15 protein-coding genes are annotated in these 18,763 nt (G+C 41.6%); 13 read left to right on the top strand and 2 right to left on the bottom strand.

What is annotated here, in order from left to right; translation table 11 throughout:
- Nucleotides 1-162 precede the first annotated feature (162 nt).
- On the bottom strand, nucleotides 163-1,002 hold the full coding sequence (locus WFI24_RS00005) for an AraC family transcriptional regulator (RefSeq protein ID WP_336757806.1): 840 nt from the start codon (nucleotides 1,000-1,002) through the stop codon (nucleotides 163-165).
- Nucleotides 1,003-1,164: 162 nt separating this feature from the next.
- On the opposite strand from WFI24_RS00005, the gene WFI24_RS00010 reads away from it, so the two are divergent.
- The 12 genes from WFI24_RS00010 (at nucleotide 1,165) to WFI24_RS00065 (ending at nucleotide 16,046) form a co-directional block, all read left to right on the top strand.
- A complete protein-coding gene (locus WFI24_RS00010) occupies nucleotides 1,165-3,354 on the top strand; it encodes an alpha-galactosidase (protein ID WP_336757808.1) in 2,190 nt (729 codons plus the stop codon).
- A gap of 58 nt (nucleotides 3,355-3,412) precedes the next feature.
- Nucleotides 3,413-4,753, top strand: coding sequence for a glycoside hydrolase family 32 protein (locus tag WFI24_RS00015; protein WP_336757810.1), 1,341 nt, complete (start codon nucleotides 3,413-3,415; stop codon nucleotides 4,751-4,753).
- Nucleotides 4,754-4,765: 12 nt separating this feature from the next.
- On the top strand, nucleotides 4,766-6,649 hold the full coding sequence (locus WFI24_RS00020) for a PTS beta-glucoside transporter subunit IIBCA (RefSeq protein ID WP_336757812.1): 1,884 nt from the start codon (nucleotides 4,766-4,768) through the stop codon (nucleotides 6,647-6,649).
- A 92-nt stretch (nucleotides 6,650-6,741) separates the two neighbouring features.
- Nucleotides 6,742-7,164, top strand: coding sequence for a DUF3237 domain-containing protein (locus tag WFI24_RS00025; RefSeq protein WP_336757814.1), 423 nt, complete (start codon nucleotides 6,742-6,744; stop codon nucleotides 7,162-7,164).
- A 330-nt stretch (nucleotides 7,165-7,494) separates the two neighbouring features.
- Nucleotides 7,495-7,617: a hypothetical protein gene (locus WFI24_RS00030; protein ID WP_336757815.1), complete on the top strand. Its 123-nt coding sequence runs from the start codon at nucleotides 7,495-7,497 to the stop codon at nucleotides 7,615-7,617.
- A gap of 150 nt (nucleotides 7,618-7,767) precedes the next feature.
- Nucleotides 7,768-8,262, top strand: a complete 495-nt coding sequence (locus tag WFI24_RS00035) for an RNA polymerase sigma factor (protein WP_336757817.1) — start codon at nucleotides 7,768-7,770, stop codon at nucleotides 8,260-8,262.
- Entirely contained in the window at nucleotides 8,259-9,233 is a 975-nt protein-coding gene (locus WFI24_RS00040; protein WP_336757819.1) for a hypothetical protein, read from the top strand. The genes WFI24_RS00035 and WFI24_RS00040 overlap by 4 nt, the downstream gene beginning before the upstream one ends.
- A gap of 198 nt (nucleotides 9,234-9,431) precedes the next feature.
- A complete protein-coding gene (locus tag WFI24_RS00045; protein WP_100526281.1) occupies nucleotides 9,432-10,187 on the top strand; it encodes a carboxymuconolactone decarboxylase family protein in 756 nt (251 codons plus the stop codon).
- A 128-nt stretch (nucleotides 10,188-10,315) separates the two neighbouring features.
- Nucleotides 10,316-11,197 (top strand): LysR family transcriptional regulator, encoded by an 882-nt coding sequence (locus tag WFI24_RS00050; RefSeq protein WP_036615799.1) that lies wholly within the window; start codon nucleotides 10,316-10,318, stop codon nucleotides 11,195-11,197.
- Between the two features lie 178 nt (nucleotides 11,198-11,375).
- Nucleotides 11,376-13,265, top strand: coding sequence for a beta-glucoside-specific PTS transporter subunit IIABC (locus WFI24_RS00055; protein WP_336757822.1), 1,890 nt, complete (start codon nucleotides 11,376-11,378; stop codon nucleotides 13,263-13,265).
- 28 nt (nucleotides 13,266-13,293) lie between these two features.
- A complete protein-coding gene (locus WFI24_RS00060; protein ID WP_336757823.1) occupies nucleotides 13,294-14,718 on the top strand; it encodes a 6-phospho-beta-glucosidase in 1,425 nt (474 codons plus the stop codon).
- A 134-nt stretch (nucleotides 14,719-14,852) separates the two neighbouring features.
- Nucleotides 14,853-16,046: an MFS transporter gene (locus tag WFI24_RS00065; RefSeq protein ID WP_336757824.1), complete on the top strand. Its 1,194-nt coding sequence runs from the start codon at nucleotides 14,853-14,855 to the stop codon at nucleotides 16,044-16,046.
- A gap of 161 nt (nucleotides 16,047-16,207) precedes the next feature.
- Here WFI24_RS00065 and WFI24_RS00070 read toward each other — a convergent pair whose 3' ends face one another.
- Nucleotides 16,208-17,083: a LysR family transcriptional regulator gene (locus WFI24_RS00070; protein ID WP_336758738.1), complete on the bottom strand. Its 876-nt coding sequence runs from the start codon at nucleotides 17,081-17,083 to the stop codon at nucleotides 16,208-16,210.
- A 109-nt stretch (nucleotides 17,084-17,192) separates the two neighbouring features.
- Here WFI24_RS00070 and WFI24_RS00075 point away from each other — a divergent pair, with 109 nt between their 5' ends.
- Nucleotides 17,193-18,587, top strand: coding sequence for an MFS transporter (locus tag WFI24_RS00075; protein WP_336757825.1), 1,395 nt, complete (start codon nucleotides 17,193-17,195; stop codon nucleotides 18,585-18,587).
- The last annotated feature ends 176 nt before the right edge of the window (nucleotides 18,588-18,763 follow it).

Raw genomic sequence — 18,763 nt, forward strand, 5'->3', positions numbered from 1 at the left:
ATATCGACGAGCAGTTTAATTAAGAAAATAATCCCCTCAATATAACCGAGGGGATATTGAATACTAATGATTTTGTTTTTTTAGTCTGTCTACTTGACAGGGAGCACTTCATAACTAGGGCTGCCTGTTTTTTTATTGTTTGAGTCAGGGAGGGGTAACTTCCTATTCCTTGTTGTGCAATTCTTCTTGAGTTTTTCGATATTCTGAAGGGGTACATTTTTTAATCCGCTTGAACGTTTTCGAGAATAAAAGAACATCCTTATATCCAACGGATCGAGAGATGTCACCGATTTTAAAAGTGGAATTAGTCAACAAAAAACATGCTTTATCCATTCTCAGATTTAACAAGAACTCTTGTGGTGATTTATGAAGACTCTGCTTAAACAAGCGATGAAGATAGGATCGGTCAATAGAAATGTACTTAGCAATATCATGGATTGTAATATGGTGCGCATAATTTTGTTCAATGAATAGCAATGCATCTTCAATATATTTTTGTTGTTTGACATCACTGGTAACTTCGCGATTGGGGTAACTTTCACAGAGTAAAAATAGAAATTCGTACAGTTTGGATGTTAATAACAGATCTTTATTAGCAATCTGTTTGGATGCCGCTATGATACCGTCTATACAATGAATAAGCTCATGATCTTCATTGAACGTAAAAATCGGATGGTCCATGGATAGGCTAGACCGGTTTAAATATTCTTTTGCTTTCACTCCACTGAAGCCAATCCAGGCATATTCCCATGGGTCTGCAGCATCTGCCTCATAATAAACCAAATGGTTGGGTGTTATTAAGAACCCGTCATTTTTCTCCAAATGGAAGGTCCGATCCCCAACTTTATATATTCCTTTTCCTTTAAGGATATAGTGAACAATATATCCGCTTCGAATTGCTGGACCATAGGAGTAACTACTGACACATTCCTCTCTTCCACATGTATATAAATTAAGATCCAGATTGTTGAGATATTGATTGGAAAAATTAAACAGCATCATATCACCTCGAATGTTGAAAATGGTTACATGTTATCACATCGTACCATAATGAGTCTACATGCTTCCATATAAGTGAACATTTAAAACGATTAGTATACATGTATAAGCAATATATATTTCTCAATCGTTTATTAAGTTCAGTTAAATATATGGGAGGAAATTATGTCTATTTACATCGATGAAGAACATCTCATATTTCATTTGAAAAGCAAGAAGACCAGCTATGTTGTGCAGGTCACCAAAGGGGGATATTTAACCCATTTATATTGGGGGAAAGGTATCCAAACCTATCGAGGCAGTAATCAGATTATCTATATTGATCGAGTATTTTCACCTAATCCGGATAGTTCTGATCGGACATTTTCGTTGGATACGCTTCCTCAAGAGTATCCTGCTTATGGCAATGGTGACTTTCGGGTTCCCTCTTATCAAATACAACAAGAGAATGGTTCGACTATCACAGACCTACGTTACAAAGAACACCGAACGTATAGAGGGAAACCAAAATTGGAAGGGCTACCATCTACTTATGTCGAGACGGACAACGAGGCTGAAACGTTGGAAGTGGTTATGGAAGACAAGTTATTGGGGCTAATAGTCACGTTAACATATAGTCTATACGAGGAACGGGATGTAATCACCAGGTCTGTGCAGTTTGAAAATCAAGGGACACAGAATATGAAATTGCTCCGGGCCTTAAGCGCAAGTGTGGATTTTCGGGATGATGAATACGAACTTATGACACTGTATGGAGCTGCTCAAAATGAAAAAAATATAGAAAGACGCAAAATCGTATCTGGAATTCAAATGGTCGACAGCTGCCGTGGCGCCAGTAGCCCTCAACAAGCGCCATTTATGGCATTGGTAAAAAAGGATACCAACGAAGATCATGGAGAGGTCTATGCATTTAATCTCGTGTATAGCGGGAATTTTACAGCGCAGGTTCAGGTTGACCCATACCGTACTACCAGAGTGTCCATAGGGATAAACCCCTTCGATTTCTCATGGTTACTGGAACCAGGAGAGACCTTTCAAACTCCGGAAGTTGTCATGGTTTATACAGCGAGTGGATTGGGTGATATGTCCAGAATCTATCATGAATTATATAGCCAGAGATTAGTTCGGGGCACGTATCGTGACACATTACGGCCAATACTCATCAATAATTGGGAGGCGACGTATTTTGATTTTACCGCAGATCAGATTGAGGAAATTGCAACTGAGGCAAAAGAGGTAGGAATCGAGCTGTTTGTTTTGGATGATGGCTGGTTCGGAGAACGTAACGACAGTAAAAGTTCTTTAGGCGATTGGGTAGTCAACTCACAAAAGCTGCCGCAGGGTCTTTTAGACCTCGCTAACCGAGTCTGCAACCTGGGTATGGCGTTCGGAATATGGTTTGAACCGGAGATGGTTTCAATGAATAGCGATTTATATAGAAGTCATCCTGATTGGTGCTTGCATGTACCAGATCGCCCGCATACATTAGGCCGGAATCAGCTCGTCTTGGATTTATCAAGACAGGAAGTCTGCGATTATTTAATTCAAGCCCTCACAGATATTCTATCAAGTGCTCCGATAACCTATGTCAAATGGGATATGAATCGTCACATGACAGATATCGGATCATCCGCGTTAGAGCCTGAGCGACAACGGGAAACGGCTCACCGCTATATGTTGGGATTGTACCAAATCATGGAGGAAATCACTGCAGCATTTCCAAATGTGTTGTTTGAAAGTTGCTCAAGTGGTGGTGGACGTTTCGATGCAGGCATGCTGTATTATATGCCCCAGACGTGGACAAGTGATAATACTGATGCGATTAGCCGATTGAAAATCCAGTATGGGACAAGTCTTGTATATCCGCCAATAACCATGGGGGCACATGTTTCATCTGTACCTAATCATCAAGTAGGTAGAATAACACCTCTCGATACCAGAGGATATGTTGCCATGGCTGGAAACTTTGGGTATGAGCTGGACTTGACGAAGTTAACAGAGCACGAAAAAGAATCAGTTAAGCAGCAAATTGCCCTGTATAAAGAAATTCGATCACTCATTCAATTCGGCAGATTCCACAGAATCGTTAGTCCTTTTGATGGGAATGAAGCTGCATGGAGCTTTGTTTCAAAAGATCAAACCGAGTTTGCACTTAGTTATTTTACAGTATTATCTCAGCCGGCGGCTCCAGTCCAGACCGTTAAATGCAAAGGGCTTAACCCGGAATTTATCTACGAAAATATCGAAACCGGAGAGCTATTCGGGGGAGATGAGTTGATGAACGTAGGCCTCACATTTCCGAGAAAGAAACAAGACTTCACTAGTCGTTTCTGGAGATTCAAAAAGCAAGAATGATCCAATGATTTGAAAAAACCGTGTAAACCATTTTAAATTTGGAAAGTGGGATGTTGTTTTGAGAAATCCTTATAAATTGACTTATCATATTGAGCCGGAAAGAGGTTTGTTGAATGATCCAAATGGTCTGATCTGGTTCAAAGGTACGTATTATTTTTTTCATCAATGGAATCGATTTGATACGAACCATAGATACAAAGAGTGGGGATTGTTCACATCAACGAACATGATCGATTGGACGAATCAAAATACGGCTATTCTCCCGGATCGACAATGGGATCGTAATGGAGTGTATTCAGGCAGTGGTATAGAACATGAAGATGAAATGTACCTGTTCTACACAGGTAACGTGAAGAATAACGGAGTCAGAAAGAGCTATCAGTGTGTGAGTAAATCCGTGAATGGTCAGACTTTTGTGAAAGAAGAGAAGGTAATCGAAACGCCGACAGCGTTCACAGAACACTTTCGTGATCCTAAGGTATGGAGAGGAAGTGACAGATGGTGGATGATCGTTGGTGCTCAAACGAAAGAGCGAAAAGGCGCAGTCGCTCTCTTTTCTTCAGGTGACTTGTCAGATTGGACGTATGAAAACATTTTATATGATCAACAGTTAGACAACATGTGTGAATGCCCGGATTTATTCTCCTTGCACGATAGGATCGATATATTGGTCTGTTGTCCACAGGTAATTCCAGAAGAAGAAGTCGCAACAGGCATAACAAGTTATGCAGCCTTCCTGTCTGGGAAATTTAATGAGCAAACCAAGCAGTTTAAGCCGAATGGATCGTTAGCATTGATTGACTATGGCTTTGATTTCTATGCACCCCAAACATTTACTGACCATAAAGGCAGACGAATCATGGTGGGGTGGATGTCTCGGATGTCTGAGGAAGAAGAACAGCAATGCCCTACTAAAAAATACGGTTATATCCATTGTTTGACCTTACCTAGGGTTATAACTTGGGAGAATGACAGACTAATACAGCTTCCTATCGAAGAAGTGAAACAACTAAGAAAAACGGAAAATACATTTACTTCTCGTCTAGGAAATTTTGAGTTGGATAGCGGACGGTTTGAACTGGAATTGCGAAGAGAGGATAGTACAAGTGATTTTTATCTTTCTCTAAGAAATGGCGCGATTGAGATTCGTTATATTGGAGAGAATAATGAGTTTTCAATTACGAGAGAAAACTGGGTCAGCCACACAAGAGAAACGAAAGTAAACAAGATTCAGAACTTATCACAAATGAGCCTTTATAGCGATAACTCGACCATTGAGGTTTTCGTGAATCATGGTGAATGCGTTTTCTCATCGAGGTATTTTACCGAGGAACATCAGTTACGTGTTGAATATCAAGGGTTGCAGCATAATGGCAAACTTATATATTACTCAATCTAAGGAGAAACTCATATGAAAGATCAGGAATTAGCCAAAAGGATTTTGGAATTAGTAGGCGGCAAAGAGAATATTCATTCGGTTGAACACTGTGCTACACGGTTGCGAATCATGATCGCGGACAAGGATAAAATTAATGATGAAGAAATGGGAAATCTTCAAGGGGTAAAGGGTAGTTTTTTTAATTCAGGTCAATATCAAATCATTCTTGGAACTGGCTTAGTTAATAAAATTTATGCAGAAGTGATGAAGTTAATGGATGGTACAATACCAGCAGAGGCTCCCGTAAAAAAAGAGGGGAATCGCTTTCAGCGTGCAGTTCGGATATTCGGGGATATTTTTGTTCCTATTATACCCGTTCTCGTAGCGACAGGATTATTTATGGGGTTAAGAAGTTTGCTGACTCAGGCCGCCGTATTAGGTTTAATTGGTTTAACACCTGAGAATGTTCCAGAGGAATTGTTGCTTTTTACACAGATTCTCACAGATACTGCATTTGCCTTTCTGCCAGCCTTAATCTGTTGGTCCACATTTAGGGTGTTTGGTGGAAGTCCGGTTCTGGGGATCGTGCTCGGGTTGATGCTTGTTAATCCGGCCTTGCCTAATGCTTACGCTGTAGGACAGAACTTGGCAGAACCCTTGGTATTTTTCGATTTTATTAAAGTGTTGGGATATCAGGGTTCCGTATTGCCCGCATTTATTATAGGTATCGTGGGTTCTAAAATAGAAAAATTCCTACGAACGAAAATTCCAAATTCACTTGACCTTATCTTAACACCGTTCTTAACACTGCTTATTTCCATTGTACTCGCACTGTTTATGATTGGTCCGATTTTCCATGAGATTGAAATATTTGTTTTGCATGGAGTTGAATTCTTACTCAGATTACCGTTTGGACTGGGAGGCCTTCTCTATGGTAGCTTCAGTCAATTGTTAGGTATTTTTGGGATTCATCATATTATAAGTTTTCTGGAAATTAACATGCTCACGCAAACAGGTTGGAATATGTTGAATCCGATTTCACCAGGGAATGTTGCGGCAGCAGGAGCTGTATTGGCAGTAGCGATCAAAACAAGATCACAAAAGTTAAAACAAATTGCATATCCTTCTAGTTTTTCAGCAGCTCTGGGGATAACGGAACCTGCAGTATTTGGTGTAACGTTACCTCTAGTGAAGCCTTTCATTATGTCGATGATCGGTGGAGGAGTCGGTGGATTTCTAGCTTCTATTTTACAATTAAAAGCTACAGGCATGTCGCTAACAGGTATTCCGGGGATATTGCTTTATTTGAATAATCAATTACCTCTGTATATCCTGGTCAATGCCGTTGCTTTTGCGGTTTCATTTAGTCTGACTTACACGATAGGCTATCGAAACTCAGGCGATGACACAGATCCCGTCGCCAACGGTAAAAAGAAGTCGAATATCGAAGTAATTGAGATCGCTTCCCCAATAAAAGGAAATGTTGTATCTCTCGAGTCTGTACCGGATGAAGCCTTCTCAAGTAAAGCAATGGGGGATGGCGTTGCAATCATGCCATCTGAAGGAAAAGTGACTGCACCATTTACAGGTAAGGTCATGCACATCATGGAAAAGAGCAAGCACGCTGTTATTATAGAACATGCTTCAGGTGTCCAGTTACTCATTCATGTAGGTATAGATACGGTTTCCCTGAAGGGGAATGGATTCCAGAGTTATGTACAATCAGGCGATATGGTTCAGGTGGGACAGTTGATGTTGGAATTTGATATTCCTGCCATTCAAGACGCGGGTTACCCGGTGCTCAGTCCGATCATTATTCCAGATGGTCAAGAGAACATTCAAAAAGTCGAATCTCTAGTCTCTAATGAAAGTAGTATTGATGGACCGATCTTGCGTATTTCCGTACAGTCCAATTAATGATAGGTTTTTAAAAAGCTTTTTTTGATGCTTCGGTCATGACCAAAATAATGAATAGAGTTATAATTGACCTCATATGGAGGTGGAAACACGTGAATTTAGAAGAATTGTTCACGGTACATGTGGATATCGAGAACACATTTGAATTGCAGAATAGCGAAGATCATTCGGTTGTAATGATTACTTTTTCAGGCAGCGTAACCGGAAAGTACTTTGAAGGAATCGTGCTGGGTGGAGGAGTGGATACTCAGATCATTGGGAAGAATGGGGAACCGCATACCCTATCGGCAAGATACATGCTCCAAGGAACCGACGACACAGGGCATTCCTGCAAAATCTATATCGAAAATAACGGAAATATGGATAAAAGTCTCAAAACGGCATTATTTCGCACTTCCCCCAAAATGATAACAGACAGCAAAGCCTTATCCTTTTTGAACCGTGAGACACTTGTTGGAGAAGGTCATCCAACGGAGTCCGGAGTAGACATAAAAATATATAGAAAACTGCTGTAATGCGGGGCAAACAGTTATTATTTTCTTCGTGTATGGCGGAGCAAGATAGCCTTTTATAAAGCAGAGTCAGAGTCGCTTAATAAGCGGCTCTTTTTGTCGTTATTATAACTTTACGTCAATTTTTACATGTAAACTTTTAATGAACTGTACATCATTACTTCGAATATTAAAGGATAAGGTGACTTCGAATTTGGGCGGTATTTCACGGCTAATCAGTTAAAATGGTACAAGAGCATTGACAATATCAATGATTTCTAGGAAAAAGGTCCATCTTTAACGTCAACGGATCTACCGCAGAGTATCATTGCACCTCTGGTCAAAGAGTTGATCGTGTCTACCGACCAGTCCATTCAGCAAAAAGACACGGCTGGTGTATTTCGTTTTGCTCAGGTAGGCGTAAGCTTGGACAGCAGTTTGGAAGACAATATCGAGCTTTTACAGAAGAGATTCTAATTGGTTGGATGAAGAAAGCAACTCCTCTCCATGGAGCTGCTTTCTTTTTTGCATTTTGAATGATATGGACCAATAAAAAAATTCTTAAACAAAATGTGACCAGATGCCGTCCTTAAGAGTGTTAGAGGTATAAAGGAGGGCATAACAACCATGCAGCGATCAGTGCCCCAGCTGGGCGAACATGTGATGAAAGTCTACGAGACATACGCGGATACGCTGTTCCGGATTGCCATGGTGCACCTCGGCAGACGAGAAGACGCGGAGGAAGCCACTCAGGATACCTTCATCAAACTAATAGAAAAAGCCCCTACATTCAACGATGCGGAGCATCAGAAAGCATGGTTGATTCGGGTCATCACCAATCATTGCAAATCCATATTAGGCAGAGGCTGGCGTAAACGGGAGGTCAAGCTGGAGGGAGTCGATCCCCTTACAACAGACAACCCTGAAGATCACGCGCTGATCGAACTCGTGCTGTCACTGCCTGTCAAGTATAGATCAGTGGTTCATCTGTATTATTACGAAGATTATCCGATCCGAGAAATCAGCGAGATCCTGGAGATTAGCGAGTCAGCGGTGAAAATGAGATTGAAACGTGGCAGACAGCTGTTAAAACTGGAGCTTGAAGGAGAGGAACAGCAATGAACGAAGAAGAATTCAAACAAAACTACAAGAAAGCGGTGGATCATATGAAAGCAAACGAACAAATGAAGAAACGGGTAGAGCAATCCTTAAACTCACAACATCAGGGACCAAAACGTCAACGTAAACCATTATACATTGCAGCAAGTGTCGTTATCGCTGCCAGCATTGGCTTGGCTGCGCCAAGTGTATGGCAACAATTCAATGGACCAGCCGCACCAACACCACAGGTGGCAGCGGTGACTCCAGGCGCGTCGTTTGACCCGATTGTGATTCCGAAGATGGAGTTGCCGGATTCAAACGGCAAAGGTGCCAAGGCGAGCATGTTGCCAGTGGTTGTCTATGAGGGGAACGTCTATTTACAGTCCGCAACTTTACTTGAAGGCACCAGTGCGCTCAACCTGCGCGGCGAAAAACTCGGTACCACTACTGGCGGCATTGATGAGTGGAGCGGCCAGGATAAATACACGGAGCTTGCTTCCAACATTGGCGAAGCGGACATCTATGCGGTCAATGGCTATGACAAGGACTTCCGCATCATGTCATACACCGAGATCGATGGTCAGGTGTATGCTCAACTATTCGACAAAAATAACGGGATCACCATCAGTAGCGGAGCAGACTTGATCGGAAAGCTTCATCTCGAAGGCAACATCACTTCTGCGCAATGGGAGACGTTCGACAGCTGGAACAACGGATTGCAGCAGCTTCAGCCGTTAGCAGCGGACGAATCACTGGAGAGCTTCGTCTCTGCGTTATCTGCTGCCAAACCGATTGCAACGAGTCCGGAATTGGAAGAGAACCTCTACAGCAATGAAGATCGCAAGATCATCTATCTCACGCTGGAAGACAAAACGCAGGTCCCACTGGTTCTGTTTGGTGAAGAAGGTCTGGTTCGTTATGGTAATGTTCCGGCATTCCTGGAAGTGGAGAAAGGCGCGTTCCAATCATTCTGGAACAGCTTGGGCGAGTAAGGTGAAGACAGTAATATGGCTTAACCAAGAAGAGCGAACAGGGCACGCAAGTGCTTTGTTCGCTTTTTTCATCAACAAACAATCATTTGATAGGATTAGGCAATAAAATGATATGAATAGGATATGGATTCTTTCCCCTTTCAATGTAAAATGGGTACACCTAGTTTTAACTAAAAAGAAACAGGAGGTTAGATGAATATGAATCGAATCGAAAAGAGCCAGGAAACATATAAAAGACTATTCGGCGAGGGAGTTCCAGCGGCATATGCTACTGATCCTGAGTTACAGGACATATTAAGTCGCTTCATATTTGGTGAAATTTTTGATCAAGGTACTCTTGACGATAAGCAACGTGAGCTTATTACTTTGGTCGTACTGGCTACTAATCAAACGTTGCCACAGCTCAAAGCACATACTCGTGCAGCGCTAAATGTTGGGTTGACTCCAACGGAGATCCAAGAAGCAATCTATCAATGCGCACCTTATTTGGGATTCCCCAAAACCTTAAATGCCATATCGGAAATGAATGAAGTGTTCAAAGAGCGAAATGTTGCACTGCCTCTTGAAAGTCAAAAACGGGTTGAAGAAGATAATCGCTTTGACAAAGGACTTGGTATTCAAAAAGAGATTTTTGGCGATATTATTGAGAAAAACCGGGAAAATGCCCCGTCAAATCAGAAGCATATCCAGGACTATCTTTCAGCATTTTGCTTTGGTGACTTCTATACCCGCGGTGGTCTGGATCTGAAAACACGAGAGCTGCTTACTCTTTGTATACTAAGTGCACTCGGAGGTGCGGATAGTCAAGTCAAAGCACACGTTCAGGGTAACATCAATGTTGGCAATAATAAAGAAACCATGATCACCGCTCTAACTCACTGCCTTCCCTACATGGGATTTCCTCGAACACTAAATGCTTTAGCCTGCGTTAATGAAATCATTCCAGAGAAATAATCTTCTTTATTTGAAACAACAGACAGTTGATTATCCCAATCAACTGTCTTCTTCTGGTTAACAGGAAGGTATAGTAAAGAAATGAATGATTCAGTAGACACTTAAATGAACGTAAATCAGGAGGAATTATGGAGTTAAGAGTACTTCGATATTTTTTGACAGTAGCTCGAGTAGAAAATATCACACATGCTGCAACGATCTTACATGTGACACAGCCAACGTTAAGCAGACAGTTGGCTGATCTGGAAAAAAATTTAGAAACTCAATTGTTTATACGCGGGAAAAGTAAAATAACACTTACAGATGCAGGCATGCTTCTACGTCAAAGAGCAGAAGAAATTCTCACACTTGCGGATAAAACAGAGAAAGAGTTTAAAGATCAGAACAACCTGGTTGGAGGAACCATATCGATCGGGAGTGTTGAATCATTAACGTCCAATGTTATTTTACAATTATTAAAAGACTTCAATATGGAGTATCCGCAGGTTAAATATCACATCTATAGTGGAACGGGGGATGATATAAAGGAGCGAATCGATAAAGGACTGCTCGATGTGGGCATTTTGTTAGAGCCCATTCACATTGAGAAATACGATTTCATCAGACTGCCCCAGAAGGAACGCTGGGGAGTCCTTATGAAGACCTCATCACCTCTTGCCCAGAAAGAATATGTCACTTCAACCGATTTAGCCGGAGTGCCTCTGCTCATATCCAGCCGATCTGTCGTACAGAATGAGATTGCAAGCTGGTTTGCCGATGAGTATGCACATTTAAACTTTGTTGCGACCTATAATTTAATATCTAACATACTTAACCTCGTAGAGGAGGGGTTAGGGACGGCCATCTGTATTGAGGGTGCGCTTGCAATGAAGCAGTCTGACACATTATGCTTCAGACCTTTTCAACCGGAACTTCAGTTTCCAACAGTGATTGTCTGGAAAAAACATAAGGTATTCAGTCAAACGGAGGTACGTTTTTTGGAACATATCAGGCATGCCTTTCAGGCATAATAAAGTATGAATTATAGGTATTGGCTATAGCTGTTTATCAGATGATATTTTAAAGGTGTAATGAATGCAGCCTTTATGTATTTCAGATAAATAGCTTTTTTTATTGCAAAGAGAAGTTATTTAGAGCGCTTTTGGTCTCATTCATTTAGATGGCAACAACAAGAGGGGGCATTATTGGATGAGCAAGAAATACGAGAAGTTGGCTCAAGATATTGTAGAGAAAGTGGGCGGTAGTGAGAATGTATCCACTCTGACTCACTGTATGACTAGGCTTAGATTTGCACTGAATGATACTAATAAAGCAGATCAAAAAGCGCTTAAATCGTTTGATGGTGTTATTGATGCGGTTGAGAGCGGCGGACAATTTCAAGTCGTCATCGGCACACATGTTGAAGACGTTTACAAAGAAGTGATCAAGCATCTTCAACCTAACGCAAGTTCATCGGGTGAACCAACTGATGTTAAGAAAGTTAGTATTTTGGGGAAATTAATCGATTTCGTCTCGGGGACATTTAGTCCGATTGTCCCTGCTATAGCTGGGGCTGGTATGATCAAGGCATTACTCGCTCTACTTATTTTGTTCAACTGGATTTCAAAAGATTCCCAAACCTACTATGTCGTAAGTCTTATGTCAGATGCTATTTTCTACTTTTTACCATTCTTGTTGGCGTTTTCAGCTGCAAACAAACTAAAATGTAGTCCTGTCTTAGCACTCGTTTTAGCCGGTATTTTGCTCCACCCCAACTTGACGCAATTGCGTTTAGATGGAACTGACGTAAGTGTTTTTGGAATTCCACTAACTCTTGTATCTTATAGTTCATCTGTAGTTCCAATTCTTTTAATAGTTTGGTCACAATCATATATTGAATCGTTGTTTAAAAGGATCATTCCGAATGCAGTGAAAGTTATTTTTGTTCCCATGTGCACTATTTTAGTAACGGGAATTCTGGCTTTAACCGTATTGGGACCACTGGGGTCATTTTTTGGAACGTATTTAGCGATGGGCTTTGAATTCTTGGGTGCACATGGTAGCTGGCTGGTTATCTTCCTGGTAGCAACCTTCTGGCCAATACTGGTTATGTTTGGACTACACCATAATATTGTTCCTCTATCCATTGCTCAAATCACCACATCAGGTTATGAGAATATCCTCGGTCCTGGAGCGATGATCAATTGTATAGGTCAAGGTGTCGCGGCATTAGTTGTAGGGATGAGAACCAGGGATAAAGCATTAAAACAAATTTCAGCTTCCAGTGGGATCACAGCGTTGATGGGAATCACGGAACCAGCTCTTTACGGCGTAAACTTACCGAAGAGATACCCACTTGTCGCGGGTATGATTGGAGCTGCCAGTGGGGGACTCTTTGCAGGGCTAATGGATGTTTCTCGTTACGCAACAGGCGCTTCAGGAATCCCTGCGATTCCCCTGTACATTGGTGAAAATATCTGGAATCTATATAACATTTTGATCGCACTTGTTATAACAACTGTCGTAACTGCTGTTCTTACCTATTTGCTCAGTTTGAAATATGAAAAAGACGCACCTTCACAGAACACTGTTTCAAATGCGAACGAAGTGAGTGGGGGTGCGGATGAAGTCATTACAATTAAAGATTCCGTTATTGCAACTCCGCTTAAAGGTCAGCTTATTCAACTTCAGGATGTACAAGATGCAGCGTTTGCCTCAGAGGCAATGGGTAAAGGAATTGCTATTGAACCCAGCGAGGGGAAAGTCATTGCTCCATTCGATGGCATGATTGTATCCCTATTTCCTAAGAAACACGCTATTGGATTATTATCCGATGAAGGAGTCGAAATTCTTATTCATGTCGGCTTAAATACAGTGAAGCTGAACGGAAAATATTTTGAGGCTTTCGTTGAAGAAGGTCAGAGAATCACGAAGGGACAGACCTTGCTGACTTTTGATCTGGAAAAAATCAGACAAGAAGGATACGTCACTCAAACGCCTGTTATTGTAACGAATACGTACAGTTACTCGGATGTGATCGCAGAGTCTAGTCCACAAAATATTGATTTTAACAACACATTGTTGGTTGTCAAAGCTTAACAATACTACAAGTTAGGAGTGTGTTTTAATGACTTTAAGAAAAGACTTTTTGTGGGGTGGGGCAGTTGCTGCTAACCAATGTGAAGGTGGATATGCAGAAGGCAACAAGGGACTATCCACAGTTGATGTAATCCCGGCAGGGAAAGATCGTGTTCCTGTCATGCGAGGGCAATTGAAAATGTTGGAGTGTGATCAAGAGCATTTTTATCCGAGTCATGAGGCTATTGATTTTTATCATCGCTATAAAGAAGACATTGCTTTATTTGCAGAGATGGGCTTTACGTGTTTCCGTTTATCTTTGGCATGGACTCGGATCTACCCTAATGGAGATGACGAGCTGCCCAACGAAGAGGGTTTGAAATTCTATGAAAATGTATTTGATGAATGTTTGAAGTATGGCATTGAGCCGTTAGTCACCATTACCCATTTTGATGTCCCTATTCATTTGGTAAAAACCATTGGATCGTGGAGAAGTCGAAAAATGGTGGATTATTATGAGAGATTGTGTGAAACGATCTTCACCCGTTATAAAGATAAAGTGAAGTATTGGCTTACCTTTAATGAAATCAACATGCTGTTGCATTTACCTTTTGGAAGTTCAGGTCTAGTGTTTGAAGAAGGTGAGAATGAGGATGCTGTGAAGTATCAGGCGGCTCATCATCAATTGATCGCAAGTGCAAAAGCAACTGAAATTGCGCGTAGAATTAACCCGGCATTTAAGATTGGCTGTATGTTAGCGGGCGCCAACACTTACCCTTATACATGTGCACCAGATGATGTCTGGAAAGCCATGACAAGAGATCGCGAGCACTACTTCTTCGTCGATGTACAATCCCGGGGAGAATATCCAAACTATGCCAAGAAAATGTTAGAACGAATGAATATTCATTTAGCCATGGAAGACGGGGACGAGGAATGCTTGAAAAATAATACGGTTGATTTCGTTTCGTTCAGTTATTATGGTTCACGATTAACCAGTGCAGACCCGGAAGTAAACACACAAACGGCAGCTAACCTATTTCCGACACTGCGCAATCCTCATTTGAAAACGAGTGAATGGGGATGGCAAATCGATCCTGAGGGTCTAAGAATTACAATGAACTCCTTGTATGACCGATATCAAAAGCCACTATTCATCGTTGAAAATGGACTAGGAGCGATAGATACTCCTGATGAGACCGGATATGTTGCTGATGACTATAGAATCGAGTATCTGCGTCAACACATCCAAGCCTTCATAACAGCAGTGGAAGAAGATGGCGTAGAGTTGTTGGGTTACACGTCCTGGGGCTGTATTGATTTAGTAAGCTCAAGTTCTGGAGAGATGAGTAAACGATACGGTTTCATTCATGTCGACAAAGATGACGCTGGAAATGGTACGTTGAAACGCAGCAAGAAAAAATCCTTTGAATGGTTCAAAAAAGTTATTCAAAGTAACGGTAAAGAACTCTAATCGACTGAGCAGTAACGTATGAAGTCATCGACTTCTGCGTTACTGCTTTATCCATTTATCGCAGCGTCAAGCTCTAACTACTAGCCATTTGGAGCAAAAACAGACAGTAAAGGAGTTGGCTTTTTATAATATCCATGGAGAAGCTTAAAACATATTCGTTATTGTCCGTTGCGTTATTAATTTCTTCAGGTCCAGTGATTGCCGCTAACATTCCTGCAATAACCAATGATTTTCCGGAGATATCGGTAACACACGTAGGATTATTAACGACCATCCCTTCATTATTTGTCATTCTTGGTGTGTTAATTGCTAATCGACTTGAACTTCTTATCGGGAAGAAAGCAACTATATTGACTGGATTAGGACTTGTTCTTATTGCGGGAGTATTCCCTGCATTGTGTCATGACCTTTTTTCGTTACTGTTCATTTCTCGCTGTTTGTTTGGGTTAGGTGTAGGTTTGTTTAACCGGCTCATCATTCAGATGATCAGTGATATGTATCATGAGAATCCAGGTAAACAAGCAACCGTAATTGGCTTAGAAAGTGCCTTTGAGGGATTAGGCGGCATTTGCCTGACACTACTCGTTGGTCAACTATTGAAAATGGGCTGGCACACATCATTTTATGTCTACGCCCTGGCACTTCCTATTTTCATCGCGTTCCTGATTTTCGTTCCTTCTGATAAAAAAGAGCTAAATAGAAGAGAAGAGGTCACAACGAATTCAAGCCACACAAATAATAATAAAAAAGCCATTCAAGTCATGATTGGCTATGGTCTCTTATTATTTGTGATTGTAGCTATTTTCATCAATTATAATTTACAGATTACTCCTTTGATTTTGGAAAAAAATATTGGAACTGCGACAAACGGAAGCAATATGATTGCATTTATAGGTTTAGGAGCTTTTGTTGCCGGCTTTTCTTTTGGAAAAGTATACAAAACATTAGGTAACTATATCGTTCCATTATCAATTCTGTTACTTGGAAGCTCGATGTTCGTTACGACAATCTCGCAGAGTATCATTCTTACTACCATTTGCTCAATGATTATCGGGTTTTCATTCCGCTGTATTATGCCCTATTTATTGCATACTTTTACACAACAAATCGCCAAAATGGCAAAGTTGGGTACCACCATTGTTCTGATCGCGTATAACTTGGGAGCCACACTTTCACCGTATGAAGGAAGGTTAATTACGCAACTATTGCAACTAGATACAGTGCAATCATTAGTCTCCAGCAATGCAATAATCCTATTATGGATTTCAGTAGCTAGTTTTGGAGTAGTAACCCTTCAACGCAAAAAGAAGAATATTCAACAAACATAGAAAACAGGGAGCTTCTTGATATGGAGTTCCCTTGTTTTAGAGTGAGTTGTATGAACCGTTTAATTAGAATTTTTGTAATACACCAAGTGATCTGTCCACTCATTATGCTCGTGTATAAACCCTTAACCACTCCAGTATACATTCACTCATATCCATTTCCCTCATGACATAGCACTGAAATAGTCCATAACCACACTGCGAAACTCTAAAGCGGCTTTTGAAATATACCTGTTTTTGTGCGAAAGTAGAGCGATTTCCCGAACGAGTTGGTGTTCCTCTACCTGAAGATATCTAATGCGCTCATGCGGGTTTCTGGCTGTACTAGGTATAAACGCGAGACCGATCTCCGCTTCAACAAGGGCGGTTAATCTTGCAGGCTCATCACCTTCATACACATACTTCGGTAGGAAACCAACGGATTGACATGTGGAATCCACCATATCACGAACACCATAGCCTTGCTTTACCCCAACAAACCACTCGTCCTTAAGCTCAGTTAATTGAATGCTGCTTCGGTCTGCATATCGATGACCCATAGGAACAGCGACTACGATCGGATCGTCATATAGGATCTGACATTCGATGTCGTCACCTTGAATCGGAGGGGAGGAGAGACAAAAGTCCACCTCGCCCCGATGTAGAAGCTTGGACATGTTTTCTAACGAAACCATTTGCACATGGAACTGAATGTCCGGTTTATTTTTTCGAAATTCCCGTAGTATACCTGGCAAAGTACTTGCCGTAGTCACCGCCAATTGCAGTGTACCCTGATCCGGATTGGAGAGGTCTCCAATTTCCCGCTGTCCCTGCTCCAATTCAAATAAGGCTTTTTCCGTTCGCTGAAGAAATGTTCTACCAAAGTCGTTTAGTCGCAGCTTTCTCCCGATTCGATCAAATAAAGGGACTCCCAGGTCGTCCTCTAATCGTTGTATCGTTTTGCTCAGGGAGGATTGCGTGACATGCAGCATTCCCGCAGCTTCCGTAACATGTTCGCATCGGGCCACCGTCAGGAAATATTTTAGTTGAAGAAGCTCCATTTGCACCATTCCTTCATTCCTTGTAGTTCATCAAATCATAACATACAATGCGTTGGAATAAATGAATGCTTTCAAGTAAGATGACAGCAGAAGAAGGAGTGATGCACCCATGAACGTTCGAAATAAAGGATTGATGTTAGCTGTGGGACTCGGAATTATGTTGAATCCGCTGAATTCCTCCATGATTTCTGTGGCAATCTCCAGGCTACAAGAAGTGTATCGACTTGATTTTACAGCCGTTTCGTGGATTATTTTATCATTTTACATTGCCAGTGCTGTTGCTCAACCGGTCATGGGCAAGTGTAGTGATTTGTTTGGACGCAGGAAGATCTTCCTCATGGGTCTTGTTATTGTTTTCGTATCGTCTATGTTAGCTCCGTGGTCTCCCAGTTTTTCGTCGCTCATCGTATTCCGGATCGTTCAATCGATTGGTACAAGCATGATGGTGGCCGTCGGAATGGCGATTGTAAGAATTAACGTGACTGACAAGCAAGCCTCCGCATTGTCCACTTTAGCGATATTCCTCTCCGGAGCAGCTGCGATCGGGCCCTTTATTGGTGGAGTATTGATTCATTGGTGGGACTGGCACAGCATATTCTTCGTTAATATTCCGTTTGTCATGGCAAGCTTTTTGTTCGCCTGGAAAACAATTCCGAAGGACGAGTTATCTCCATCGATCTCTAGTCACATGTCCATTCGGCAATGGCTTGCGTTAATTGATGCACCAGGCATCCTGATGTTTACGGTAGCCTTGGTGACTCTGCTCATCGGTTTACTTTCAGTAAATTCCACAGGAGATATTTCAACATGGCATCTGCTGACAGGAGGGGGCGGGTTAATCGCATTAGTCTTGTTCATCCGACATGAATTAAAAGCAGCCACGCCTTTCATCCCTCTGCGAACGTTTGCCACATATCCCCAGATGACTTGGGTTAATGTGCAATACATGCTGGTGAACATCCTGTTTTACGCACTTTTTTTTGGAGTTCCTACGTATTTGAAGCAGGTACGTCATCTCAACGAAGTTCATACAGGTATAAGCATGCTAGCTTTGGGGTTATGTTCAGTCATTATTGCTCCGATAGCAGGGCGCTGGATTGACAGATCAGGAACACGGCCAGCTCTGATCGTATCCGCTGCTTTAATGACATTTGGCTCTATATTGATCGTTGTTATGAATGAAACTTCTCCAATCTTCATTGTCATTGTTGCCTTAGCTTTATTTGGAATAAGTAACGGTCTAAACGCGGTCGGCATGCAAGCAGCTCTGTTCAAAAGCACACCCAAAGAAATGATTGGAGTCGCATCGGGTATTTTTAATACATCACGCTACCTGGGGACCATCTTATCGTCGTTATTGATTGGAATTGTTATGGGAGATACATTCAATGTGACAGGATTTCAGATGCTTGGAATCATCCTTACGGTATTAGCTGCATTACTGATCATCATGAGCGTACGTCGCGAGGGAAGTGCGGTGAGTCCGGAGCAAGTAAACAAGTAAAATAGCGAATCTGCCGTGCAATAGCACGTTTACACCCAATGAATCAATAGCTCCTTTGGGTGTATTTTTTGTTTTTCACCAAGTTGTCAGAAAGAGTTGATCCTTTCTTGAACGTTTAGGGTAGAAGACGTGTCTTTGATTGAATTAGGTAAAAATAAAGATATAATAATTTTGAT

The organism is Paenibacillus sp. USHLN196, from assembly GCF_037144955.1.
Taxonomy (GTDB): domain Bacteria; phylum Bacillota; class Bacilli; order Paenibacillales; family Paenibacillaceae; genus Paenibacillus; species Paenibacillus xylanexedens_C.

Coding starts and splice junctions, on each gene's coding strand:
- WFI24_RS00005 (WP_336757806.1), bottom strand. CDS start 1,002: ATGATGCTGTTTAATTTTTCCAATCAATATCTCAACAATCTGGATCTT.
- WFI24_RS00010 (WP_336757808.1), top strand. CDS start 1,165: ATGTCTATTTACATCGATGAAGAACATCTCATATTTCATTTGAAAAGC.
- WFI24_RS00020 (WP_336757812.1), top strand. CDS start 4,766: ATGAAAGATCAGGAATTAGCCAAAAGGATTTTGGAATTAGTAGGCGGC.
- WFI24_RS00035 (WP_336757817.1), top strand. CDS start 7,768: ATGCAGCGATCAGTGCCCCAGCTGGGCGAACATGTGATGAAAGTCTAC.
- WFI24_RS00040 (WP_336757819.1), top strand. CDS start 8,259: ATGAACGAAGAAGAATTCAAACAAAACTACAAGAAAGCGGTGGATCAT.
- WFI24_RS00045 (WP_100526281.1), top strand. CDS start 9,432: ATGAATCGAATCGAAAAGAGCCAGGAAACATATAAAAGACTATTCGGC.
- WFI24_RS00050 (WP_036615799.1), top strand. CDS start 10,316: ATGGAGTTAAGAGTACTTCGATATTTTTTGACAGTAGCTCGAGTAGAA.
- WFI24_RS00055 (WP_336757822.1), top strand. CDS start 11,376: ATGAGCAAGAAATACGAGAAGTTGGCTCAAGATATTGTAGAGAAAGTG.
- WFI24_RS00060 (WP_336757823.1), top strand. CDS start 13,294: ATGACTTTAAGAAAAGACTTTTTGTGGGGTGGGGCAGTTGCTGCTAAC.
- WFI24_RS00065 (WP_336757824.1), top strand. CDS start 14,853: ATGGAGAAGCTTAAAACATATTCGTTATTGTCCGTTGCGTTATTAATT.
- WFI24_RS00070 (WP_336758738.1), bottom strand. CDS start 17,083: ATGGAGCTTCTTCAACTAAAATATTTCCTGACGGTGGCCCGATGCGAA.
- WFI24_RS00075 (WP_336757825.1), top strand. CDS start 17,193: ATGAACGTTCGAAATAAAGGATTGATGTTAGCTGTGGGACTCGGAATT.